The organism is Aminobacter sp. BA135 (assembly GCF_050859125.1).
Taxonomy (GTDB): Bacteria; Pseudomonadota; Alphaproteobacteria; order Rhizobiales; family Rhizobiaceae; genus Aminobacter; species Aminobacter ciceronei.
Genome location: NZ_CP139572.1, coordinates 891,381 through 912,902, shown reverse-complemented (window position 1 = coordinate 912,902; position 21,522 = coordinate 891,381). Strand labels below are relative to the sequence as shown.

The 21,522-nt window shown below is 64.2% G+C and carries 23 protein-coding genes; 12 read left to right on the top strand and 11 right to left on the bottom strand.

The features are described 5' to 3' along the window. Positions 1-4 precede the first annotated feature (4 nt). On the bottom strand, positions 5-535 hold the full coding sequence (locus SLT36_RS04395) for a copper chaperone PCu(A)C (protein WP_432286023.1): 531 nt from the start codon (positions 533-535) through the stop codon (positions 5-7). Positions 536-628: 93 nt separating this feature from the next. After that, entirely contained in the window at positions 629-1,009 is a 381-nt protein-coding gene (locus SLT36_RS04390) for a hypothetical protein (protein ID WP_432286021.1), read from the bottom strand. Positions 1,010-1,195: 186 nt separating this feature from the next. On the opposite strand from SLT36_RS04390, the gene SLT36_RS04385 reads away from it, so the two are divergent. Further along, a complete protein-coding gene (locus SLT36_RS04385; RefSeq protein ID WP_432286019.1) occupies positions 1,196-2,140 on the top strand; it encodes a thioesterase family protein in 945 nt (314 codons plus the stop codon). A 97-nt stretch (positions 2,141-2,237) separates the two neighbouring features. Here the strand turns inward: SLT36_RS04385 and amaB are convergent, their stop codons facing one another. After that, positions 2,238-3,752, bottom strand: coding sequence for an L-piperidine-6-carboxylate dehydrogenase (amaB, locus tag SLT36_RS04380; RefSeq protein WP_432286018.1), 1,515 nt, complete (start codon positions 3,750-3,752; stop codon positions 2,238-2,240). Positions 3,753-4,309: 557 nt separating this feature from the next. Between amaB and SLT36_RS04375 the strand changes: the two genes are divergently transcribed. Then, complete coding sequence (locus tag SLT36_RS04375) at positions 4,310-4,948, top strand: protein-L-isoaspartate(D-aspartate) O-methyltransferase (protein ID WP_432286017.1); 639 nt, start codon at positions 4,310-4,312, stop codon at positions 4,946-4,948. A 4-nt stretch (positions 4,949-4,952) separates the two neighbouring features. Here the strand turns inward: SLT36_RS04375 and SLT36_RS04370 are convergent, their stop codons facing one another. From SLT36_RS04370 to SLT36_RS04355, 4 genes are all read right to left on the bottom strand, one after another. Then, positions 4,953-5,528 (bottom strand): GNAT family N-acetyltransferase, encoded by a 576-nt coding sequence (locus SLT36_RS04370; RefSeq protein WP_432286015.1) that lies wholly within the window; start codon positions 5,526-5,528, stop codon positions 4,953-4,955. A 150-nt stretch (positions 5,529-5,678) separates the two neighbouring features. Next, positions 5,679-6,458: a Bax inhibitor-1/YccA family protein gene (locus SLT36_RS04365; RefSeq protein ID WP_432286013.1), complete on the bottom strand. Its 780-nt coding sequence runs from the start codon at positions 6,456-6,458 to the stop codon at positions 5,679-5,681. Positions 6,459-6,653: 195 nt separating this feature from the next. Further along, on the bottom strand, positions 6,654-9,197 hold the full coding sequence (locus tag SLT36_RS04360; protein WP_432286012.1) for an ABC transporter permease: 2,544 nt from the start codon (positions 9,195-9,197) through the stop codon (positions 6,654-6,656). Between the two features lie 223 nt (positions 9,198-9,420). Further along, on the bottom strand, positions 9,421-10,128 hold the full coding sequence (locus tag SLT36_RS04355; protein WP_432286010.1) for an ABC transporter ATP-binding protein: 708 nt from the start codon (positions 10,126-10,128) through the stop codon (positions 9,421-9,423). A 64-nt stretch (positions 10,129-10,192) separates the two neighbouring features. Here SLT36_RS04355 and SLT36_RS04350 point away from each other — a divergent pair, with 64 nt between their 5' ends. Continuing rightward, on the top strand, positions 10,193-10,825 hold the full coding sequence (locus tag SLT36_RS04350) for an arylesterase (RefSeq protein ID WP_432286009.1): 633 nt from the start codon (positions 10,193-10,195) through the stop codon (positions 10,823-10,825). A gap of 139 nt (positions 10,826-10,964) precedes the next feature. Further along, positions 10,965-11,561 (top strand): RNA 2',3'-cyclic phosphodiesterase, encoded by a 597-nt coding sequence (gene thpR / locus SLT36_RS04345; protein ID WP_432286006.1) that lies wholly within the window; start codon positions 10,965-10,967, stop codon positions 11,559-11,561. Here thpR and SLT36_RS04340 read toward each other — a convergent pair. Next, positions 11,465-11,983, bottom strand: coding sequence for a low molecular weight protein-tyrosine-phosphatase (locus SLT36_RS04340; protein WP_067956006.1), 519 nt, complete (start codon positions 11,981-11,983; stop codon positions 11,465-11,467). The genes thpR and SLT36_RS04340 overlap by 97 nt on opposite strands. A gap of 49 nt (positions 11,984-12,032) precedes the next feature. Between SLT36_RS04340 and SLT36_RS04335 the strand changes: the two genes are divergently transcribed. From SLT36_RS04335 to SLT36_RS04320, 4 genes are all read left to right on the top strand, one after another. Continuing rightward, a complete protein-coding gene (locus SLT36_RS04335; RefSeq protein WP_067956005.1) occupies positions 12,033-12,329 on the top strand; it encodes a 4a-hydroxytetrahydrobiopterin dehydratase in 297 nt (98 codons plus the stop codon). Between the two features lie 122 nt (positions 12,330-12,451). Further along, positions 12,452-12,820, top strand: a complete 369-nt coding sequence (locus tag SLT36_RS04330) for a YkvA family protein (protein WP_067956003.1) — start codon at positions 12,452-12,454, stop codon at positions 12,818-12,820. Positions 12,821-13,060: 240 nt separating this feature from the next. Then, positions 13,061-13,564, top strand: a complete 504-nt coding sequence (locus SLT36_RS04325; RefSeq protein ID WP_432286004.1) for an invasion associated locus B family protein — start codon at positions 13,061-13,063, stop codon at positions 13,562-13,564. A 79-nt stretch (positions 13,565-13,643) separates the two neighbouring features. Next, positions 13,644-14,135, top strand: coding sequence for a GNAT family N-acetyltransferase (locus SLT36_RS04320; protein ID WP_432286003.1), 492 nt, complete (start codon positions 13,644-13,646; stop codon positions 14,133-14,135). A gap of 12 nt (positions 14,136-14,147) precedes the next feature. Here the strand turns inward: SLT36_RS04320 and SLT36_RS04315 are convergent, their stop codons facing one another. After that, positions 14,148-14,480 carry a DUF1294 domain-containing protein gene (locus SLT36_RS04315; RefSeq protein ID WP_432286001.1) on the bottom strand — a complete coding sequence of 111 codons (333 nt, stop codon included), beginning with the start codon at positions 14,478-14,480 and terminating at the stop codon, positions 14,148-14,150. Between the two features lie 144 nt (positions 14,481-14,624). Between SLT36_RS04315 and rlmN the strand changes: the two genes are divergently transcribed. Both rlmN and SLT36_RS04305 read left to right on the top strand, forming a co-directional pair. Continuing rightward, complete coding sequence (gene rlmN, locus SLT36_RS04310; RefSeq protein WP_182574027.1) at positions 14,625-15,860, top strand: 23S rRNA (adenine(2503)-C(2))-methyltransferase RlmN; 1,236 nt, start codon at positions 14,625-14,627, stop codon at positions 15,858-15,860. Then, positions 15,857-16,324, top strand: a complete 468-nt coding sequence (locus SLT36_RS04305) for a hypothetical protein (protein ID WP_432286000.1) — start codon at positions 15,857-15,859, stop codon at positions 16,322-16,324. The genes rlmN and SLT36_RS04305 overlap by 4 nt, the downstream gene beginning before the upstream one ends. Here SLT36_RS04305 and SLT36_RS04300 read toward each other — a convergent pair. Continuing rightward, positions 16,305-16,946: a LysE family translocator gene (locus SLT36_RS04300; protein WP_432285999.1), complete on the bottom strand. Its 642-nt coding sequence runs from the start codon at positions 16,944-16,946 to the stop codon at positions 16,305-16,307. The two genes, SLT36_RS04305 and SLT36_RS04300, sit on opposite strands and share 20 nt — an antisense overlap. A 181-nt stretch (positions 16,947-17,127) precedes the next feature. After that, positions 17,128-18,393 (bottom strand): Glu/Leu/Phe/Val family dehydrogenase, encoded by a 1,266-nt coding sequence (locus SLT36_RS04295; RefSeq protein WP_432285997.1) that lies wholly within the window; start codon positions 18,391-18,393, stop codon positions 17,128-17,130. A gap of 361 nt (positions 18,394-18,754) precedes the next feature. Here SLT36_RS04295 and SLT36_RS04290 point away from each other — a divergent pair, with 361 nt between their 5' ends. Then, positions 18,755-19,813, top strand: a complete 1,059-nt coding sequence (locus SLT36_RS04290; RefSeq protein WP_432285996.1) for a dipeptidase — start codon at positions 18,755-18,757, stop codon at positions 19,811-19,813. Between the two features lie 33 nt (positions 19,814-19,846). Continuing rightward, entirely contained in the window at positions 19,847-21,487 is a 1,641-nt protein-coding gene (locus SLT36_RS04285; protein WP_432285995.1) for an ABC transporter substrate-binding protein, read from the top strand. The last annotated feature ends 35 nt before the right edge of the window (positions 21,488-21,522 follow it).

Below are 21,522 nucleotides of genomic sequence, written 5' to 3'. Positions count from 1 at the left end.
GATGTCAGTGGCCCGAGTGGTCCTGGGTCTGGCCGCCGATCTTGTCGGCCTGGAACTCGACGGTCACAGTACCTGCCTTTTCGAAGGTCAACGTGCCGGAGAACTTGTCGCCTTCCTTGACCGGCGCCTTCAGGCCGATGAACATGATGTGGTAGGCGCCCGGCTTGAGCGCGACCTCGCCGCCGGCCGGGATTTCGAGGCCGCCGGAGATCTGGCGCATGGTCATCACACCCTTGGCGTCGACCGCCATCTCGTGAATCTCGGCCTTTTCGGAAACGTCGGACTGAATCGAAACCAGGCGGTCGGCCTGGCTGCCGTTGTTCGTGATGGTCAAATAACCGGCAGCGACCTTGGCGCCGGCCGGCGTGGCGCGCGACCAGGGGTGGCCGATCTCGAGATCGCCCGCCTTGAAGCCATGGGCGAGCATCTGCTGGGTCGAAGCGAAGAGCAGCAGCAGCGCAAAGACGGCGATGCCGATACGCTCCTCGAAGCTGCGGAAAAGCGGGCGCGAAAAGGCGCGAGCGGAACGGGTCATGGAAAACTCCGGATGTCTAAGGCGCCGGCACATGCGGCGCAGGGTCTGTCGAGATAAGCGAATTCGTCCGGCTGCAGCTATGCGGCAGCCGTCTCAGACCAGTGGTGGCGGCGCGCGCGGATTTCCGGGGTCGTGCTCCGGCGCTGTCGCCGCATCGGGTCTGAGCGCCAGGAAGACGGTCTTTGTCTCGATCTGGCGCCCGAGCAGAAGACAAGCGCCATCGGGCGGCATCACCGCGAGCGCCGAGACCATGTTGCAGCCAAGCGTGCAGCACGCGGTCAAGGCAGGATGCTCGCTCTTGGCCGGTGCGGTGTGGCCGCTTGCCGAGGTGATGCAGAGCGGGTTGCCGAAAATGTCGAGCGGCGGCGTGCCCTGGCCGAGCGCCACGGCACCCGCCACCGTCTGCAGGACGAGCATCAGCGCCGCGACAAGCGCGACCCCGAACCCAAATCCCTTGCGGCGAAATCCGACCAAGCGTCGCGACCTTTTCTTTTCGGGGCCACTGATAGCATCGATGGCACGAAAGCGAAAATGGACCACGCTGCGACAAATTCTTTGTTCGAGCGAACGCCCGTCTCTCCCGTCGGCCATCGTCGCATCGGACGATGGCCTTCATTGCCATCACCGGTACGACTTGCAGTCGAGCACGGGAGAATACGCATGAAGGCTGGCATATCGGGGTTGCGCGACGTCTGGCGCGGCGGCGTCGCCACCTGGGAATGCGACGAAATGGGCCATATGAACACGCGCTTCTACGTCGCGCGCTGCATGGAGGCCATCACCATGCTGTTCGGCCGGTCTGGCCTGCCCCGCCTGTCGGCGGTCGGCTCGGAGACGACATTGGCCGTCAGGACCATGCATATCCGCTTCCTGCGCGAGGCGCGGGCCGGAAGCTCGATGCACATCTCGGCCGGGTTCGCCGCCATAGGCAACGGCACGGCCGACATCGTTGCCATGATGTTCGACACAGCCTCGAATGATTGCGCCGCGACCTTTCGCATCCGCCTCCATCATGTCGCATCGACGGACGGCAGCGGGCGGCCATGGCCTGAGACCTTCGCCAATCATGTTGCGACCGAGCTCACCGAGACGCCGAGGCTGGCAATGCCGCGTGGCACAGGCGATCTTCCCACGATGATATCCGCATCGGGCGCGCGGGCCGAACAACTCGGCCTGCATCGGCTCGGCCAAGGCGCCGTGCCGCATCAGGCCTGTGATCCCTGGGGCAGGATGCTGCCTTACGCCTTCGTCGGCGCCATGGCCGACAGCGTCCGCAACATCATCACGCCGCTGCGCGAGACCTGCGCCCGTCACAGCGATAGGGCGGGACCACATTTCGGTGCCGCAGCACTCGAGTTCCTGATCCGCGTGGACGGCCTGCCCGCAAGCGGCGACTGCTGGGAGGTGCGCTCCGGCCTCGCCCGCATCGACGGGCGGACCATGAACATCGTCAACTGGATGCTCGACCCGTTCTCCGGAAGGCCGTTCGGCTCGATGGAGGTTGTGGCCATCTGCTTCGACCTGGAAACGCGCAAGCTTCTGCCCATCGCGCCGGCAGCACAAGCGGAGTTGGCGGGATGGACAATCCCCGACCTGACACTCTGAACCGCAAGCGGAAACGCCGCCCGCTTCTGCGGACGGCGCTTGAAATCACGTGGCTGTGGCGTGGCCGATGCCAGCGCCGCAACCGGTGTCGGCTTGCTCAGTCGATGTCGAAGCTGACGCCCTGGGCCAGCGGCAGCGCCTTGGAGTAGTTCACCGTGTTGGTGGCGCGGCGCATATAGGCCTTCCAGGCGTCGGAGCCTGACTCGCGGCCGCCGCCGGTCTCCTTCTCGCCGCCGAACGCGCCGCCGATCTCCGCACCCGAGGTGCCGATGTTGACATTGGCGATGCCGCAGTCCGAACCCTCGACCGAGAGGAAGCGCTCGGCTTCCTGCAGGTCGAGCGTGAAGATCGACGACGACAGGCCGGCGCCGACCGCATTGTGCAGGTCGAGCACAGCATCGAAGTCGGAGTACTTCATGACATAGAGGATCGGCGCAAAAGTCTCTTCCAGCACCGGACCTGTCTGATCAGGCATCTCGACCAAAGCCGGCTTGACGTAATAGGCGCCGTCATGGCCCTGGTCGACGCGCATGCCGCCGGTGATTTCGCCGCCGGCCTCAGTCGCGTGCTTCAGCGCCTTCTGCATGCCGTCAAAGGCCGCCTTGTCGATCAGCGGGCCGACGAGCGCCGAGCTTTCCAGTGGGCTGCCGACCGAGACGCTCTGATAGGCCTTCTTCAGCCGCGGCACGAGTTGGTCGTAGACGCTGTCATGGACGAACAGGCGGCGCATGGTGGTGCAGCGCTGGCCGGCGGTGCCCATGGCGCCGAAGGCGATGGCGCGCAGCGCCATGTCGAGATTGGCCGAAGGACAGACGATGCCGGCATTGTTGCCGCCGAGCTCGAGGATGGCGCGGGCGAAACGTTTGGCCAGACGCGGGCCGACGTCACGGCCCATGCGGGTCGAGCCGGTGGCCGAGACCAGCGGCACCTTGGGGTGGTCGACAAGCACCTCGCCGATGGCGCGGTCGCCGATCAAAAGCTGCGACAGGCCTGCGGGCGCATCAGCGCCAAAACGTTTTGCCGCACGCTCGAAGATCGCCTGGCAGGCAAGGGCGGTCAGCGGCGTCTTTTCCGACGGCTTCCAGACCACCGAATTGCCGCAGACAAAGGCAAGGGCTGCGTTCCACGACCACACCGCAACGGGGAAGTTGAAGGCCGAGATGACGCCTGTGACGCCGAGCGGATGCCAGGTTTCCATCATGCGATGGCCGGGACGCTCGGTGGCGATGGTCAGGCCATAGAGCTGGCGCGACAGGCCGACGGCGAAGTCGCAGATGTCGATCATCTCCTGGACTTCGCCGAGGCCCTCGGAGGTGATCTTTCCGACCTCGATCGAGACCAGGCGGCCGAGATCGGCCTTTGAGGCGCGCAGCTCCTCGCCGAGCAGGCGGACAAGCTCGCCGCGCTTCGGCGCCGGCACGTTGCGCCAGGCTTTGAAGGCGGCATCGGCGCGGGCGATTGCGGCTTCCGCCTCGGCCGATGAGATCGACCTGAGCGCGCCGATCTGGTCGCCCGTCACCGGGCTGCGCACGATCAGGTCGCCGCCGGTGAAGGCAGCTGCCGCAACGCCAAGCCGCTCCAGAAGGGCGGCGGTTTCGCTGGTCATGTTCATGCTGAATTCCTTTCCTCGTTCCTCACCCGCCCCGGGGCCGTTTGTGCGTGTGTTCGCGTCGCCGGTCGGGGCATTATCGCTTCGTTGTCGACGACCTTGGCCGCAAGACGCTCGGCAATGGCTATAGCCTGATCGACCACCTCAGCGCCACATCGGCGATCGCGGTGAGCGTGCTGTCCGGCGAATTGGCCAGACATGGTCCACCGCCACGCGGTACGGGCGGCGAAGCTGACATCGATGTGAGGGAGACTGAAAAAACAACACCCGCCGGGGGAGGAGGTCCGGCGGGTGTCGTATTTGTGGCCAGCGTCTGGGAGGAGGTAGGCGCTGACCTATTCGTCGGAAACCTGGGAGGAGGTAGGCCCGACAAATTCGATGACTGATATCTAGCTCCGCTGCGTATCGATTTAAAGTGTTGATATTGCATAGGAGCTTTGCATTTTGTGCAATGCAGCAAGAGGCGCCGCGCTGCACCATCTTGCGGACGCTGCGTAAGCAGCCCTGATAAGGGAACCTTGCGCAACCGCGACGGTTAAAGGGGCGACGGCAGGAAGGCCATGGTCGACTATCGGGCAGCGCGCCTCAACATGGTGGAGTACCAGATCGCCCGGCGTGGATTGACCGAGCTGGCGGTGCTGGAGGCCATGGCCGCGGTGCCGCGCGAGAAATTCGTACCCACGGCCCTGCGCGACCGCGCCTACGACGATACCGCCCTGCCCATCGCCCACGACCAGACAATATCGCAACCTTACATCGTCGCGCTGATGGCCTGGGCGGCGGAACTCGTGCGTGCCGACAAGGTTCTGGAGATCGGCACCGGCTCGGGCTATGCGGCGGCCGTCATGGCCAGGCTAGCCGGTCGCGTCGTCACCATCGAGCGTATCGCTTCGCTGGCCGACAGCGCCAGGGCTCGGCTGAACAAGCTCGGCCTTGCGAATGTGCAAGTCATCGCGGGAGACGGCTCGGCCGGCTGCGAGGCCGATGCGCCGTTCGACGCCATTCTGTCGGCAGCGGGTTCACGCACCGTGCCGTCGGCGTGGAAGGAACAGCTTGCGATAGGCGGACGGCTGATCATGCCCTTGGGCCCGTTCGGCGACCAGCAATTGGTCAAGATCGTGCGCAACGGCGAAAACGACTATGCGCGCAAGACGCTCGTGGCCGTGCGTTTCGTGCCGCTTCTCGGCGGCACGGGCTGACCGCTCAGCCCTTGCCGCCTTTGGCGACGAAGCGCCGTTCCGGCATCGAGCCCGGATCCGGCGGCAGTGTCGCGCCGCCATTCAGCGCCAATTGCATAAACACGGTGTCGAGCCAGCGGCCATGCTTGTAGCCGGAGCCTTCCATGCGGCCGGTGTGATGGAAACCGAGCCTTTCATGCAGCCGCACCGAGGCGCTGTCGGCATGGCCGTCGCCGATGACGGCGATGATCTGTCGAAAGCCGAGAACAGTTGATTCGTCGATCAGCGCCTGCATCAGCGCCTTGCCGATGCCGGCGCCCTTGGCTTCCGGCGCAACATAGATTGAATCCTCGACGATGAAGCGATAGGCAGGGCGCGCACGGAACGGGCCGGCATAGGCATAACCGATGATGACAGCATCGCGCTCGGCGACAAGGTAGGGATAACCGGCATCCGTCAGGCTGTTGTAGCGCTCACCCATCTCGGCGCGCGAGGGCGGATCTAGCTCGTAGCTCGCCGTGCCGTTGAGCACCGCGTCGGCATAGATTTCGGTGATCCGGTCGAGGTCGTCAGGCAGCGCGTGCCGAATCTTCATGCTCATTTTTTAGGCAGTCCATTATTCTGCCTCCATTAGAGCAAAGCCCGGCACAAATGAAAAGGGCGGCCATTGGCCGCCCTTCGAAAGTCTGATGGTCCAGGCCTGGAGCGCCGCGTGTCCGCCAGGACACGCAAAGGACGCTCCATACCTCTGCTATTCGCGGTTGCCCAGGAACGACAGCAGGAACGAGAACAGGTTGATGAAGTCGAGGTAGAGCGTGAGCGCGCCCATGATCGCCTTGCGGCCGGAGACGAGCACGTCGTCACCCTCGAAATACATCTCCTTGATCTTCTGCGTGTCGTAGGCAGTCAGGCCAGCGAACACCAGCACGCCGATCGCCGAGATGGCGAACTGCAGGGCCGGCGACTGCAGGAAGATATTGACCACCATCGCAATCAGCAGGCCGATCACGCCCATGGTGAGGAACGTGCCCATCGCGGTCAGGTCACGCTTGGTCGTGTAGCCGACCAGCGAGAGCGCACCGAAGGCGGTCGCGGTGATGAAGAAGGTCTGGACGATGCTGGCGCTGGTGTAGACCAGGAAGATCGACGACAGCGACAGGCCCATCAGGCCGGCGAACACCCAGAACGCGGTCTGCGCGCCGGAAACGCTCATCGACTGGATGCGGGCGCTCAGGAAGAACACCATGCCGAGCGGAGCCAGCATGACGACCCACTTCAGCGGCGAACCATAGAGCGCAACGCCAAGGCTGGTCAGCATCTTGCCGTTGCCCATCGTGGCGACAGCGGTGGCTGGATCGTTGGTGGTCGCCAGCATCATGGTGCCCAGCGCTGCAAGACCGGTGATGACCAGGCCGAGCGCCATAAGGTTGTAAACCTTGAGCATGTAGGCGCGCAGGCCTTCGTCGATCGACGCGTCGGTGCGGCTGCCTGCCGTCGCCATGCGCGTCTGGTAGTTTCTAAAGTCGGACATGGTTTCCTCTGTTGCTTCTGCCCCGTCGGGTGTCAGGCCGAGACCCAGGCGCCGCTGGCGGGACTCCAGCATGCCTCCGCCGAAATATGATGTTTCTTTCAGACCTAAACAAGGCCTGTAACGCCTTGAAACCGGCTGTGAGCGCACAATCTCATACAAATGTCGTTGAAGTCCAGCCCGCGCAACGGCATTTCGTCATTCGCTGCGCAGCACCGGCGCCGCCTTGTGGCCGAGCACCCGCCAAGTGCCGACCAGACCGAAGCCGACGGTCAGCACCAGGGCAAAGACGATCGTCGCAACCGCCACCTCCGGCAGGAAGGACGATGGCAGCGTCATGATTCGCGCAACGACGAACCAGGCCGCTACCCCGCCGGCGGCGAGCGCGAAGATGGCGGTGGCGAGGCCGATCAGCATGTATTCCAGCGAAAACGCCGATATCAACGTCCGCCGCGTCGCACCGAGCGTCTTCAGGATGACCGCGTCATGAACCCGGGCACGGTTGCCGGCGGCAAGTGCGCCGGCCAGCACCAGCACCGAGGCGATCAGCGCCACGCCGGCAGCGGCACGGATCGCCGTGCCGAGCTGGGCGACCAGCCGGTTGACGACGTCGAGCGCGTCCTTCACCCGCACGGTGGTGATTGCCGGATAGCTGCGCGTCACCGCGTTCAGGATCTTGATCTCGTCGGCAGGGACAGCCTTGTCTTCGGTCAGCGTCGCCAGCCAGCTGTGCGGCGCACCGGCGAAGGTGTTGGGTGAAAACACCATGACGAAGTTGATGCCCATCGATTCCCACTGCACTTCGCGGAAATTGGCGATCTTGGCCGTGACGTTGCGGCCCAGCACGTTGACGGTGACCATGTCGCCAAGCTTGAGGCCGAGTTCGCCCGCCTCTTGTGCCGAGAATGACACCAGCGGCTCGCCCGAATAGTCAGCCGGCCACCACGTGCCTTGCGACAGCGTCGAATTCTCCGGCAGGTTCCTGGCATAGGTCAGGCCACGATCGCCGCGCAGCACCCAGGCGCCTTCCGGCGGTACGTTGAGTTTCTGCACGTCGGTGCCGTTGAGCGCCATGACACGGCCGCGCAGCATCGGCACCCGCACCAGCTTGCCGCCGGGCGCCTCCGCCTCGACCAGCCTGGCAAAGTCGTCGACCTGGTCAGGCTGGATGTCGACGAAGAAGAAGTTCGGCGCCCGCTCCGGCAGGCTGCCTGATATCTGGCGGCGCAGATTGCCGTCGATCAGCGCCAGCGTGACGAGAAGCGTCAGACCGAGGCCGAGCGACAGCACCACGGACGGCGTCAAAGCTCCGGGGCGGTGGATGTTGCCGACGGCGAGCCTGAGCGCGGTCGAGCGAACACGCGGGCTTTTCCGCGCCAGCCACTGCACCGCAACGGCCACGGCGCGCAGCACCAGAAACGAAAAGATCGTCGCGCCGACAAAAATGGTGGCGATGCGGCGGTCGCCGGCGAACCAGATCGCGAGCGCCGCGAGTATGGCGGCGATGCCCAAAGCGGTCGCGATGTAGACCAGCCGCGGCAGGCCCCGACCTTCAAAACCCATCTCGCGGAACAGGGCGGTGGCCGGCACGTCGCGGGCACGGCCGAGCGGCAGGATGGCGAAAGCAAGCGTCACCAGGACGCCGAACAGAGCGGCCATGGCAAGTGCAGCCGGGTAGACACCTGCTTCGGCCGGGACCGGGATGACCGACTGGAGTGCTGCGCTCGCCGCAAACGGCATCAGCGCGCCGAGCGCCAGGCCGATGGCGATGCCGAGACCTGCAATAAGCAGGATCTGGATGAGATAAACTGTCAGTACGAAGCCGCCCGAGGCGCCCAGGCTCTTGAAGGTGGCAATGACGCCACGCTTGCCGTCGAGATAGGCGCGCACGGCATTTGCCACGCCAACACCGCCGACGACCAGCGAGGTCAAGCCGACCAGCGTCAGGAACTGGGTGAAGCGTTCGATGTTGGCCGACAATGCGGGCGCGGCATTGGTCCTTGTCCGCACGCTCCAGCCAGCCTCGGGGTACTCGGCATTCGCCCGCTCGCGCACATCAGCCACTTCGGCTTCGCTGGTACCGACCGGCATGCGCAGCTTGTAGGCGTGTTCGACCAGACTGCCGGGCTGGATCAGTCCGGAAGTGCTCAACCCTTCCATCGACACCAACAGGCGCGGCGCAAAGCCGAAGCCGTCGGAGACCGCGTCGGGCTCGGTGACCAGCTTTGCCCGGAGTTCGAAGGTCGCGCTGCCGAGCTTGATGCGGTCGCCAAGCTTGAGGTTGAGCCGTTCGAACAACAGATCGGGGGCCGCCGCGCCAAAGACGCCCGAACGCTCGGCAAAGAGTTCGGCGCGGGGCAGCGCCGGCTCCGTCACCAGTTGGCCGTAAAGCGGATAGGCGTCGTCGACCGCCTTGGCTTCGACAAGCGACTGGTCGGAACCGTCTTCCAGCCGCGCCATCGAGCGCATGCCGGCATTGTGCGAGACGGTGCCCACGCCTTCGAGGAAGGTCTTTTCCTTGTCGGTCGCCTCGCGCTGGATCAGCTGGAAACGGATGTCGCCGCCGAGCAACGCCTGGCCCTCGCTGGCGACGCCGGCGGTAATCGCCCGCGCCACCGAATTGACGCCGCCGATTGCCGCCACGCCGAGCGCGATGCAGGTCAGGAAGATCAGGAAGCCGCGCAGGCCGCCACGCATTTCACGCGCGGCAAAGCGGACGGCGAGAGGCAGGTCCTTCAGCATGGGAAGACCTGCGATCCGAATGCCTCATTCCGCAACGCTGGCGCTCTACGTTGCCCCCCTCTGCCCTGCCGGGCATCTCCCCCACAGGGGGGGAGATTGGAGGCGGCGCCCTTGCCGCCGTTCTTGCGGCCTCGAATATTGGCTGAGACGACGGCGAAGGCTGATCTCCCCCCTTGCGGGGGAGATGCCCGGCAGGCCAGAGGGGGGTGCGCAGAAGCGAAAATCATGCCCGGACCTTCTCGGCCAGAGGCGCAACTGTCGCCGTCTCGATCTGCCCGGAGCGCATCGCCACCTGCCGGTCGCAGCGCGCGGCGAGTGCTGGATCGTGCGTCACCAGCACCAGCGTCATGGCGCGTTCGGCGGCCTTGGCGAACAGGAGGTCGGCGATCTGCCGCCCTGTCGCCTGGTCGAGATTGCCTGTCGGCTCGTCGGCGATGAGGATGGCAGGCTCCGGCGCCAGCGCACGCGCAATCGCCACGCGCTGCTGTTCGCCGCCCGAAAGCTCGCCTGGATAGTGCGTGACGCGGTCGGCGAGGCCGACGGCCGCAAGCTCGCGTTCAGCGATGGCAAAGGCGTCGCGCTTGCCGGCCAGTTCGAGCGGCACGGCGACGTTTTCCAGCGCGGTCATGTTGGGGATCAGGTGGAACGACTGGAAGACGATGCCGATGTTGCGGCCGCGAAACGCCGCGATCTGGTCCTCGCTGCGGCCGTTGAGCAGCTCGCCGGCGATCTTGACCGTGCCGCCATCGACACGTTCGAGTCCGGCCAGGACCATCAGCAGCGTCGATTTGCCGGAACCGGAAGGGCCGACGATGCCGGTCGCCTCGCCGGCAGCGACATCGAGGCTCACGCCCTTCAGCACATGCACTGAAGAAGCCCCCGCCCCAAGCGTCAACGACACGTCTCTCAGTTCGATGACTGCTTCTGTCACGGCAAATCTGTCCTATATGAAAATCTAAGAGGCGTGAAATTTTCCGTCATATGGGTTTTAAGACATGGCATTGAAACATCTGACGTTTGCATTCCTTGCCGTTTGTCTTGCCTTTTTCACGACCGCCACACCGGTTTGGGCCGAACCGTTCAAGATCGTCGGCTTCGGCGACAGCCTGATGGCCGGATATGGCCTCAATCCCGGCGAGAGCTTTCCCGAAAAGCTCGAAAAGGCGCTACGCAACAATGGTCACGATGTCGTGATAACCAACGCAGGCGTCTCCGGCGACACGTCAAGCGGCGGCCTGTCGCGGCTCGACTGGTCCGTCCCCGACGGAACGCAGCTGGTCATACTGGAGCTCGGCGCCAACGACATGCTCCGCGGCATCGACCCGGCGCTCGTCGAGCAGAACCTCGACAAGATGCTGGCCCGGCTCAAGGAGCGGAAGATCGAGGTGCTGCTCGCCGGCATGGTGGCGGCGCCAAATCTCGGTCACGCCTATGGCGAACAGTTCGGCACGATCTATCCCAGGCTGGCCGAAAAATACAGCGTGCCGCTCTACCCCTTCTTCCTCGACGGCGTTGCCGGCGATTCGAAGTTGCTTCTGGAGGACGGCATGCACCCCACGGCCGAGGGTATCGACCGCATGGTCGCAAAGGCGCTACCGACGGTTGAAAAGGCAATTGCCGGCAAATGAACGGCCTCATGCATCGTTGCAACACATCCGCTTTCGTTGCGTTGTCGAAACAGCAGGGGCTGAACAAAGCGCTTGCCCGGCAAGGCGATCGATGATTCGCTGAGCCTACGAACTGCGATTCGAGGAAGGGAGCCTGGCCATGCCGCGACTTTTCACCGCCCTCGAAATTCCGCGTGATGCAGCCTTATCGTTGTCTCTGCTCAGGGGCGGCCTGTCGGGCGCCCGGTGGATCGACGTCGAGAACTATCACCTCACCTTGCGCTTCTTCGGCGATATCGAGGGTCATGTCGCCGACGAGATCGTCGAGGCGCTCGACCGAGTCGACCGCCCGAGCTTCGAGCTCACGCTTTCAGGCGTCGGCGCCTTCGGGCAGAAGAAGCCGCATGCCGTCTGGGCCGGCGTCACGCCGTCGCCCGAGATGAATGCACTTCAGGCCGAAATCGAGCGCATCAGCAAGCGCCTCGGCCTGCCGTCGGATCCGCGCAAGTTCACCCCGCATGTCACGCTGGCGCGGCTCAGGAACACCAGCCCGCTCGATGTCGCACACTATCTGTCAGCGCGCGGCAACTTCGCCACCGTGCCCTTCCGTGTCGGCCGCTTCGTCTTGATGTCGTCGCGCGACTCGGTCGGCGGCGGCCCCTACATCGTCGAGGAAGCCTGGCCGCTGAATGGCGTCGACGCCCGCGCTGCCAGCCGGTCGGCAAGCGCCTCCGAAGCGTCGCGGATCATGCGGTAGACCGCAGCGAAGCCGTCTTCCCCGCCGTAATAGGGATCGGGCACGTCGCGTGGTCCACCCACGGCCTGGCCGATGAAAAGCTCGACACGCTCGGCCAAGCTCGCCGGCGCAAGCGCCCGGAGATCGTCGACATTGGAGCGATCCATGCCGAGGATCAGGTCGAAGCGCTCGAAATCGCGCGCCACAACCTTGCGGGCCTGCTGGGCGGTGATGTCGATGCCATGCTCGGCCGCAACCGCGATCGAACGCGGATCCGGGGCCGAACCCGCGTGCCAGCCGCCCGTGCCAGCCGAGTCGATTGTGTATTCGCCATCCAGCCCGCGCTCGGTGAGCACGGCCCGAAACACACCTTCGGCAAGCGGCGAACGGCAAATGTTGCCGAGGCAAACGAACAGAATTGATTTTACCGGCTTCTCGCTCATCGATCCCGCGCTATGCTGGTGAACACTTCGCATATCACGGGAGCATGAAATGGCCAGAGAGAAACTTGGACAGCAGGAGCTGAAGGCAGCGCTCGACGCGCTCGGCGGCTGGACACTTGCCGCCGACGGGTTGTCGATGTCGCGCAGCTTCGTGTTCAAGAACTTCAGTGAGGCCTTCGCCTTCATGACCCGAGTCGCAATGGCGGCAGAACAGCTCGACCACCACCCCGACTGGTCGAATGTCTACAAGACGGTCGACGTCACGCTGAACACCCACGATGCCGGCGGGCTGACCGAGCTGGATTTCAAGCTGGCCAAGCGCATGAACGGCTATTTCGGTTCCTGAGGCCGGCATCTTGCAGAGGGGACCGAACCTTCCCACATCTTTGATCGCGCATTGGCACCGAAACCGGAACCGGTTTCCGGCAGGCGTGAGAAGATAGAGTTCGGGCAAAGGAGATTGTCTGGATGGTGAAGTTCCCCGGCTTTGACAGCTTTCGCGGCGGCATGAACGGCGCTCCGGCAAGCGAAGCCGAGGTGCGCGAGAAGTTCTGGCGCACCGCCAAGCGCGCCGCCCGCCACGTGCCTTTCATGGAAGAGGTGGTGGCGGCCTATTATTGCGCGCTGGACAAGGACACGCCGCTGCGAGCCAAAGGTATCCTATTGGCGGCGCTCGGCTATTTCATCCTGCCGGTCGACACCATCCCCGACGTCATACTGGGCCTCGGCTTCACCGACGACATCGCCGTGCTGACCGCTGCGATCACGGCGGTCCGGGCGCACATGACACCGGCCCACCGCCTTGCCGCGAAGGAAGCGCTGTCACAGGACCAATGACAGCGCTGCCCCGCTTGTTTCATCCTGAAACGAAAAGTCAAACTCTTGCCGTTTTCGTGGTTTTCAACCACGTCAGGGACAAGGTGCCCGTCCACGATGGGCAGTTCGGCGGGGTTCCATGCGATGAATGTCCTTTCTGAAAAGCATTCACCCTTTGGTAACCCAGATTAAATCAAAATGAAGCGAACGGGCGGGCGCGCAGTCGGCCTGCCCCGCTCCATTTGAACTACAGGAAAAACGATGCGCGGTTTGATAGCTACAATTTCGGGTCTGGTGCTTGCAGTGTCGGCAATGCCGGCGCTCGCCCAGTCGGCGACCAAGATCGGCCAGCACAACGCATGGGGCACCTACAGCTACCAGGCGCAGAACGGCAAGGTCTGCTACGTGCTGACGGTGCCGACCGACAAGCAGCCGCCGACGCTCGACCATGGCGACATGTTCTTCTTCGTCAGCCAGCGCCCCGGCCAGAAGGTTTCCTTCGAGCCGCAGTTCATCGCCGGCTACAATTTCCAGGAAAACTCCAAGGTCACCGTCACCATCGGCGACAAGTCGTTCTCGATGTTCACCAAGGGAAAGTCGGCCTGGGTCGAGAACGCAGCCGAGGAACCTGCCCTGATTAACGCCATGAAGGGCGGCTCGGACATGAAGGTCTCGGCCAAATCCGGCCGTGGCAACCCGACCAATTACGTCTTCTCGCTCAAGGGCATTTCGGCGGCGCTGACGTCGATCACCACCTGCAAGTAAGCGCAGACGCAAGGCAGGTTTTCGAAAGCCGGGCGGCCCGATCGCCCGGCTTTCTTGCGACGGGAGCCGGGGTCTGGAGATGCACAGGATCATCGACGGGACCAGAAGCCATGTCGACCGCGCCGCGATCATCTGGGCGCGGGCGACGGCGGTGCGCGACAACGATCCTGATGTGGCGACGCTCGACGAGGCGCGCCCGATCATTTCGCGGGTGCTCGCCAGCTCGGACCGGGCTCTGCTCGCCATCGCCGAGGCCACCGATGGGACCGCTGTTTCCTTCGGTGCCATTGCGCCGATGCCGGAAGATGGCAACGTGGCGGAACTGCACTATTTCGGCGTCGACCCGAACCATTGGGGCAAGGGCGCGGCAGTCGAATTGCTGGCCGGCATCGCAGCGCTGCTGCGCGAGCGCGGTTTCGATGCGGCCGAACTCGCGGTCTATTCGGACAATGAGCGCGCCGTCCGGCTTTACGAACGTCTCGGCTGGCGGCGCCTGGGCGAACCGGTGCCACACCAACGCAGCGGCCGGCCAGAGCAGCGCTACCGGCTGGTGCTCCGCCCAACCGCCTGAAACATCTTCGGCCTAAGACACGGCCGGTCGGCTCAGCGCATCAAGCAACCCCGAGGCCCATTGCGGCGCGATCAGCCAGATCGCCAGTACGGCAATGGCGACCGCATGCACGATGACAATTGTGTAGAGCCGCGATCGGAACGGCTCCTTGCGGGTCTTGTGTCGGAACAGGTGCTGGGCCGACAAGGCACCCAGGCTGCCACCGGCGAAGGCGAGCCAGAGCAGGGTTTTCTCGGGGATGCGCCGGCCGCCGGCGCGGGCCAGATTCTTGTCGCGCCAGAAGGCAGCGAACGCCGCAAGATTGACGACGAGCACCACCAGGACAACGTTAAAGATGTCGCTCATCGGGCCAGCATCCCAGCCATTGCCTAACAGACTGCAAAGCTGCGGCACAAATGCATGGCCGCCAAAACGTGACGCAGCGCCAGACCTGTGATATGTCGCGCCAAAATCCTACATATGCCGATATCTACAGCTAGCTGAGCCCGAATGACCCTTTCGCTCGACCTTACCACCGATGCTACCCGTGACGCGTTGCGCGCCCGTGCGGCCGCGCCCGTCAAGGGCGAGCTGATCGGCCTCACCCGCGAGGAGCTTGCCGAAGCGCTCGTTACGTCTGGCGTCGTCCCCGAACGCCAGGCCAAGATGCGTGTCCAGCAGCTCTGGCACTGGCTTTATGTCCGCGGCGTCTCCGACTTCGCCGACATGTTCAACATCTCCAAGGACCTGCGCGCCGAGCTCGCCAAGCACTTCACCATCGCGCGGCCGGAGATCGTCGAGGAACAGATTTCCTCGGACGGCACGCGCAAGTGGCTGTTCCGTTTCCCGCCGCGAGGCGCCGGTCGCCCGGTCGAAATCGAGACCGTCTACATCCCCGAGGAAGGCCGCGGCACGCTGTGCATCTCGTCGCAGGTCGGCTGCACGCTGACCTGCTCGTTCTGCCACACCGGAACCCAGAAGCTGGTGCGCAACCTGACGGCGGAAGAAATCCTGGCGCAGCTGATGACGGCACGCGATCGGCTCGGCGATTTCCCCGACCGCGACACGCCCGCCGGCGCCATTGTTCCGGCCGAGGGCCGCAAGGTCTCCAACATCGTCATGATGGGCATGGGCGAGCCGCTGTACAATTTCGAGGCGGTCAAGAAGGCGCTGCTGATTGCCTCCGACGGCGACGGCCTGGCGCTGTCCAAGCGCCGCATCACGCTGTCGACCTCGGGTGTCGTGCCGGAAATCTTCCGCACCGGCGAGGAAATCGGCGTCATGCTGGCGATCTCGCTGCACGCCACCAATGACGACCTGCGCGACCTGCTGGTGCCGATCAACAAGAAGTACCCGCTCAAGGACCTGGTAGACGCCTGCCGCAACTATCCCGGCCTGTCGAACGCCCGCCGCATCACCTTCGAATATGTGATGCTGAAGGACGTCAACGACAGCCTCGAAGATGCCAAGGCGCTGGTCAAGCTGCTCAAGGGCGTGCCGGCCAAGATCAATCTGATCCCGTTCAATCCATGGCCCGGCACCAACTACCAATGCTCGGACTGGGAAACGATCGAGAAGTTCGCCGACTACATCAACAATGCCGGCTATGCCTCGCCGATCCGCACCCCGCGCGGCCGTGACATCCTCGCTGCCTGCGGCCAGCTGAAGTCGGAATCCGAGCGCATGAAGAAGAGCGAGCGCCTGGCGCTCGAGGCGATGATGATCGCCGGACACGGCGAGGCGTGAGCCGCGTCCTTCTCTATCTCGGCAAGTTCGCCCACATGGTGCTGGGCTATGCCGCGGCGTCCATTGCCGCCAGCGCCTTCCTCAACGTTTTGTTCCTTGGCGTTGCGGGCCTGATAACCACCGACATCCCGCCCGAAGTAGCCAGCGGCTCGATGGTCTTCACCATTCCCTTCATCGCCCTGTTCGTCGCCTATTTCGGCTTCGTGCCGGCAGTCGTCGTCATGCTGCTCGCCGAATTGCTCGGCAAGCGCGACTGGCTGTTCTACGCCCTTGCCGGCGGCTTCGTGGCGCTGGTCTTCATCGGCGTGGCCTACCAGAGCGGCGACGGCGGCTTCGCCTATCGCGATCCGCTCTGGCCGGTGTCGATCATCGGCAGCGGTTTGGTCGGCGGCATCGCCTACTGGTTCGTCACCGGCCGCTTCGCCGGCGCGCTCAGCAATACCCCTACTTCGCCTGCGCCGTGAGGATCTTCAGCGCGAAGGCCGAGAACACCCCTGCAAACAGATAGTCGACGATGCGCGTCACGCGCGGGCTCTTCTTGAGCAGCCCGGCGAATTTGTCGGCGGCAATCACCATCGGTGCCGTCACCGGCAACGACAGGATGATGAACATCGCGCCGAGGAAGAACAGCTTGCCCGGCGCATTGGTGTCATGGGCCGAGACGAATTGCGGCAGGAACGTCATGAAGAACAGGATGATCTTCGGGTTGAGCAGATTGATGCCGAGCCCGGTTGCCCAGTTCTGGAACACCGAACGCGGTGCCCGCTTGGTGGTATCCGGCGAAAACGCCGACCCCTTGGTGATCGCCTGGAAGGCGAGCCAGACCAGGTAGCCGGCACCGACGACCTTGAGCGCCATGAAGGCTTGCGGCGAAGCGACGATCAGGGCCGATAGGCCAAGCGCCACCAGCGTGGTGTGGAAGACGATGCCGGTCATGGCGCCTGCCATGCAGGCAAAACCCGCCTTGCGGCCTTCCGACAGCGCGCGGCCGACGAACAGGGTCATGTCGGGTCCGGGCGTGATCGCGATGATGAAGGTTGCGATCGCGAACTGGATGATGGTCGACCAATCGGGAATGAAGGACATAATCGGGCCGCCGGATCTGCCTGGAAGGCAAGGGTTGTGGGGATTTCAGCCCAAAGCCCTATCCGCACCCCATCGGCGCTTCAACAGGAAAATAGCAGGCCAGGGCATCCACGTCCTTGTGGACCCGTGACGGATGCGGCAAAGCCGCCGGACCGAACGACCCGGCGGCATGTAGCCTGGATCAGCTCGCGAAGTAGTTCTGGGTGCCGTGCGCTTCGATCGCCTCGGCCAGCCGCGCGAGCGCATGGACGTAAGCCGCCGTGCGCACCGAAACGTCTTTCGCTTTGGCGACATCCCAGATGGCGCGGCCCTCACGTTCCATGATGGTGCGTAGGCGCTCGTGGATCTCCTCGACCGGCCAGTAGTAGCCCTGTCGGTTCTGCACCCACTCGAAATAGGAGACGGTGACGCCGCCGGCATTGGCAAGGATGTCGGGCAGGACGACGATGCCCTTCTTTTCCAGCACCGCGTCGGCCTCCGAAGTCACCGGACCGTTGGCGAGTTCGAGCACGATGCGCGCCTTGACGCTGTCGGCGTTGTCGACGCGGATCATGTTTTCCAGCGCCGACGGCACAAGGATGTCGCATGCGACGCCGACAAGCGCGTCGCCATCGAGCAGTTGATGGCCGGCGTGGCCGGCTGTGGTCACGACCGAACGGCCGCTCTCCTTGGCAACGAACAGGCGGTCGAGGTCGAGCCCGTCGGCGGCCTGCACCGCACCTTCCGAATCCGATACGGCGACGATCTTGTGGCCGTCAGAGGCAAGCAGCCGGGCGATGTGCTGGCCGGCATTGCCAAAACCCTGCACGGCGATGCGCAGGCTGCCTTTCAGGCCGAGCTCGTCGGCGAGATGGCGCACGAGGTAGAAGCCGCCGCGCGCGGTGGCGTCACCACGGCCGAGCGAGCCGCCCAGCGCCAGCGGCTTGCCGGTGATGACGGCGGGCGAGGCCTGCCCGACGATCTGGGCATACTCGTCGGCCATCCAGCCCATGATCATCGAGTTGGTGTAGACGTCGGGCGCCGGGATGTCGCGGTCGGGCCCGATGATGCGGGCGAAGGCCTGCATGTAGGCACGCGACAGGCGCTCCAACTCGGCTTTGGACAGCTTGCGCGGGTCGACCTGCACGGCACCCTTGCCGCCGCCATAGGGCAGGTTCATCACGGCGCATTTGAAGGTCATCCAGAACGCCAGCATCTCGACCTCGTCGGCGGTCGATTCCGGATGGAAACGGATGCCGCCCTTGGTCGGGCCGCGGGTGTCGTCATAACGGCAGCGCCACGAGAGGAACGATTTTCGCGAGCCGTCGTCCATGCGGATCATCAGCCGTGCCTTGGTCGTCTCGCGGGCGAATTTCAGTTTCTCGATCACGTCGGCGTCGACGTTCAGGTGTTTTGCCGCCTCGTCGAGGCGCACGAGTGCATGATCAAGAAGACTGACTTCTGTCATAATGGGTATGTCCTGTCGTGATGAATGGATTGGCAATGTGATGCACGGCTAATCAACCGCGCCTGCCCCGCCTGCACAAAAAAGCGCCAGCGCACAACGTCCAGCCACCCCCAACCACCCCCAACCACTGCCGCAGCGTCAGCCCTGGAGGCTGCCAATTGCCGCCAACCCCTCATATCGCGCCTGTTTGAGGTCCGTATCGACCGTTTCAGGCGTGAGTGGTCCAGGCATGGGTTAGTGTTGGTCCTGGATATGGCTTACCCAGCGGAACCGCGGCCTCTGTCCCTTCAACGGTCGTTCCGGCAGGTTGACTCCCCCCGCCTGTCATCCTTCAACTGCCATCCACTTACAGGAGCGGGTAATGCAGGCAGTATTCGACGGTCACAACGACGTGCTTTTCCGGTTGTGGCAGAACGCCGCCAAGGGCGCCGATCCGGTGGCCGAGTTCATCGAGGGCACCCGCCTGGGCCATATCGACATGCCACGTGCCGCAAAGGGCGGCCTCGCCGGCGGCCTCTGCGCCATTTACATCACCTCGGCCAGCATGCCCGACGAGCAGCGCGACGAGAACGGCCACTACGCCATTCCGCTGTGCAAGCCGCTCGAACGCGCGCCGTCGCTCGACATCGCCCTCGACATGGCGTCGATCGCTTTCAGGATCGAGCGCGCCGGAGGCTGGAAGATCTGCCGCACAGGCGCCGACATCGACGCTGCGCGTGCCGAAGGCAAGTTTGCCGCCGTCCTGCACATGGAAGGCTGCGAGGCGATCGACGCCGATCTCGCCGCACTCGACGTGTTCTATGCCGCCGGCCTGCGCTCGCTCGGCCCGGTGTGGAGCCGCAACACCGTCTTCGGCCATGGCGTGCCCTTCGCCTTCCCGTCGAGCCCCGACACCGGCCCCGGTCTGACCGACGCCGGCAAGCGGCTGGTCAAGGAATGCAATCGCATCGGCGTCGCCATCGACCTTGCCCACATCACCGAGAAAGGCTTCTGGGACGTCGCCAGACTGTCTGAGAAGCCGCTGATCGTCAGCCACTCCAACGTTCATGCGATTACGCCGATCAGCCGCAACCTGACCGACAAGCAATTCGACGCGGTCAAGGAGAGCAAGGGCGTCGTCGGCCTGAACTTCGCCGTCACCATGCTGCGCGAGGATGGCGCCAAGAGCACAGACACACCGCTGTCCGACATGATCCGCCACATCGACTACATGGTCGAGCGCATGGGCATCGACTGCGTGGCGCTGGGCTCCGACTTCGACGGCGCCACCGTTCCGGCCGAGATCGGCGATGCCGCCGGCCTTCAGAAGCTCGTCGCCGCACTCTCCGGTGCCGGCTACGGTGAGGCGGAGCTGAATAAGATCTGCCGCGACAACTGGCTGAGGGTTCTGCGCTCGGCTTGGCACGAAACCGCTGTTTAACAATAACATTCGTCAACTTGGGGAACTGAAGACATGTTTATCGGAAAACTGAACGGACATTTTCGCATGATGCTTGCCGGCGCCGCTTTGTCGGTGATGGCACTTTCAGCACCGGCCCTCGCCGCCACGCCGGCCGACACGCTGGTCCAGGCCTGGGCCATCGACGACACCATCACGCTCGACCCGGCAGAGTCCTTCGAGCTCAGCCCGGCCGAATTCCTCGGCAACGCCTATGACATGCTGGTGCGTCTCGACATCAATGACACCACCAAGGTGCGTCCCGGCGTCGCCGAAAGCTGGACCGTCTCCGACGACGGCCTGACCTACACCTTCAAGCTCAAGTCCGGCCTCAAATTCGCCTCGGGCAACCCGATCACCGCCAAGGACGTCGCCTGGTCGTTCGAGCGCATCGTCAAGCTCGACAAGAGCCCGGCCTTCATCCTCACCCAGTTCGGTCTGACCAAGGACAACGTCACCGAGAAGGCCAAGGCTGCCGACGACAGCACCTTCGTCTTCACCGTCGACAAGTCCTACGCGCCGTCCTTCGTGCTCAACTGCCTGACCGCCACCGTCGGCGCCGTCATGGACAGCAAGCTGGTGCTCGAACACGTCGCTCCTGTCACGCCGACCGACGACTACAAGTTCGACAACGACTTCGGCAACGGCTGGCTGAAGACCGGTTACGCCGGCTCGGGTCCGTTCAAGATCCGCGACTGGCGCGCCAACGAGATCCTCGTGCTGGAGCGCAACGACAACTACTATGGCGACAAGCCGGCACTCGCCCGCGTCATCTACCGCCACGTCAAGGAAAGCGCCACCCAGCGCCTGATGCTCGAAGCCGGTGACATCGACGTCGCCCGCAACCTCGAGCCAGGCGACCTGGAAGCCATTTCGAAGAACGCCGAGCTGACTACCACGAGCGCGCCGAAGGGCACCGTCTACTATATCAGCCTCAACCAGAAAAACCCGAACTTGGCCAAGCCCGAAGTGCGCCAGGCGCTGAAGTATCTGGTCGACTACGACGCCATCGGCTCGACGCTGATCAAGGGCATCGGCGAGATCCGCCAGACCTACCAGGCCAAGGGCGTGCTCGGCGCACTCGACTCCAACCCCTTCACCTTCGACGTCGCCAAGGCCAAGGAACTGCTGGAAAAGGCAGGCCTGAAGGACGGCTTCTCGGTGACCATGGACGTGCGCAACACCCAGCCGGTCACCGGCATTGCCGAATCCTTCCAGCAGACCGTCGGCCAGGCCGGCGTGAAGGTCGAGATCATCCCCGGCGACGGCAAGCAGACGCTGACCAAGTACCGTGCCCGCAACCACGACATGTATATCGGCCAGTGGGGCATGGATTACTGGGATCCGAACTCCAACGCCGAGACCTTCACCTCCAACCCGAACAATGCCGACGACGGCACTGTGAAGACGCTGGCCTGGCGCAACGCCTGGGACGTGCCGGAGCTGACCGAGAAGACCAAGGCTGCCCTCCTGGAGCGCGACAACGACAAGCGCGCGACCATGTACAAGGAGTTGCAGCAGGCCGCCCTCGACACCAGCCCGTTCGTGCTGATCTTCCAGCAGACCGAGGTCGCCGGCCTGCGCGGCAACGTCAAGAACTACAAGCTCGGGCCGAACTTCGATTCGAACTTCGTCGCCCCCGTGACCAAGGAATGATCTCTCGCAACGGCGCGTCCTCAGGGGCGCGCCAG

Bases quoted from the DNA above. Each gene is read 5' to 3' on its own strand.
- rlmN (WP_182574027.1), top strand. From the start codon at position 14,625: ATGACCCTTTCGCTCGACCTTACCACCGATGCTACCCGTGACGCGTTG.
- SLT36_RS04340 (WP_067956006.1), bottom strand. From the start codon at position 11,983: ATGAGCGAGAAGCCGGTAAAATCAATTCTGTTCGTTTGCCTCGGCAAC.
- SLT36_RS04395 (WP_432286023.1), bottom strand. From the start codon at position 535: ATGACCCGTTCCGCTCGCGCCTTTTCGCGCCCGCTTTTCCGCAGCTTC.
- amaB (WP_432286018.1), bottom strand. From the start codon at position 3,752: ATGAACATGACCAGCGAAACCGCCGCCCTTCTGGAGCGGCTTGGCGTT.
- SLT36_RS04300 (WP_432285999.1), bottom strand. From the start codon at position 16,946: ATGTCCTTCATTCCCGATTGGTCGACCATCATCCAGTTCGCGATCGCA.
- SLT36_RS04360 (WP_432286012.1), bottom strand. From the start codon at position 9,197: ATGCTGAAGGACCTGCCTCTCGCCGTCCGCTTTGCCGCGCGTGAAATG.
- SLT36_RS04290 (WP_432285996.1), top strand. From the start codon at position 18,755: ATGCAGGCAGTATTCGACGGTCACAACGACGTGCTTTTCCGGTTGTGG.
- SLT36_RS04320 (WP_432286003.1), top strand. From the start codon at position 13,644: ATGCACAGGATCATCGACGGGACCAGAAGCCATGTCGACCGCGCCGCG.
- SLT36_RS04350 (WP_432286009.1), top strand. From the start codon at position 10,193: ATGGCATTGAAACATCTGACGTTTGCATTCCTTGCCGTTTGTCTTGCC.
- SLT36_RS04295 (WP_432285997.1), bottom strand. From the start codon at position 18,393: ATGACAGAAGTCAGTCTTCTTGATCATGCACTCGTGCGCCTCGACGAG.
- SLT36_RS04335 (WP_067956005.1), top strand. From the start codon at position 12,033: ATGGCCAGAGAGAAACTTGGACAGCAGGAGCTGAAGGCAGCGCTCGAC.
- SLT36_RS04325 (WP_432286004.1), top strand. From the start codon at position 13,061: ATGCGCGGTTTGATAGCTACAATTTCGGGTCTGGTGCTTGCAGTGTCG.
- SLT36_RS04370 (WP_432286015.1), bottom strand. From the start codon at position 5,528: ATGAGCATGAAGATTCGGCACGCGCTGCCTGACGACCTCGACCGGATC.
- SLT36_RS04365 (WP_432286013.1), bottom strand. From the start codon at position 6,458: ATGTCCGACTTTAGAAACTACCAGACGCGCATGGCGACGGCAGGCAGC.
- SLT36_RS04285 (WP_432285995.1), top strand. From the start codon at position 19,847: ATGTTTATCGGAAAACTGAACGGACATTTTCGCATGATGCTTGCCGGC.
- SLT36_RS04375 (WP_432286017.1), top strand. From the start codon at position 4,310: ATGGTCGACTATCGGGCAGCGCGCCTCAACATGGTGGAGTACCAGATC.
- SLT36_RS04315 (WP_432286001.1), bottom strand. From the start codon at position 14,480: ATGAGCGACATCTTTAACGTTGTCCTGGTGGTGCTCGTCGTCAATCTT.
- thpR (WP_432286006.1), top strand. From the start codon at position 10,965: ATGCCGCGACTTTTCACCGCCCTCGAAATTCCGCGTGATGCAGCCTTA.
- SLT36_RS04330 (WP_067956003.1), top strand. From the start codon at position 12,452: ATGGTGAAGTTCCCCGGCTTTGACAGCTTTCGCGGCGGCATGAACGGC.
- SLT36_RS04385 (WP_432286019.1), top strand. From the start codon at position 1,196: ATGAAGGCTGGCATATCGGGGTTGCGCGACGTCTGGCGCGGCGGCGTC.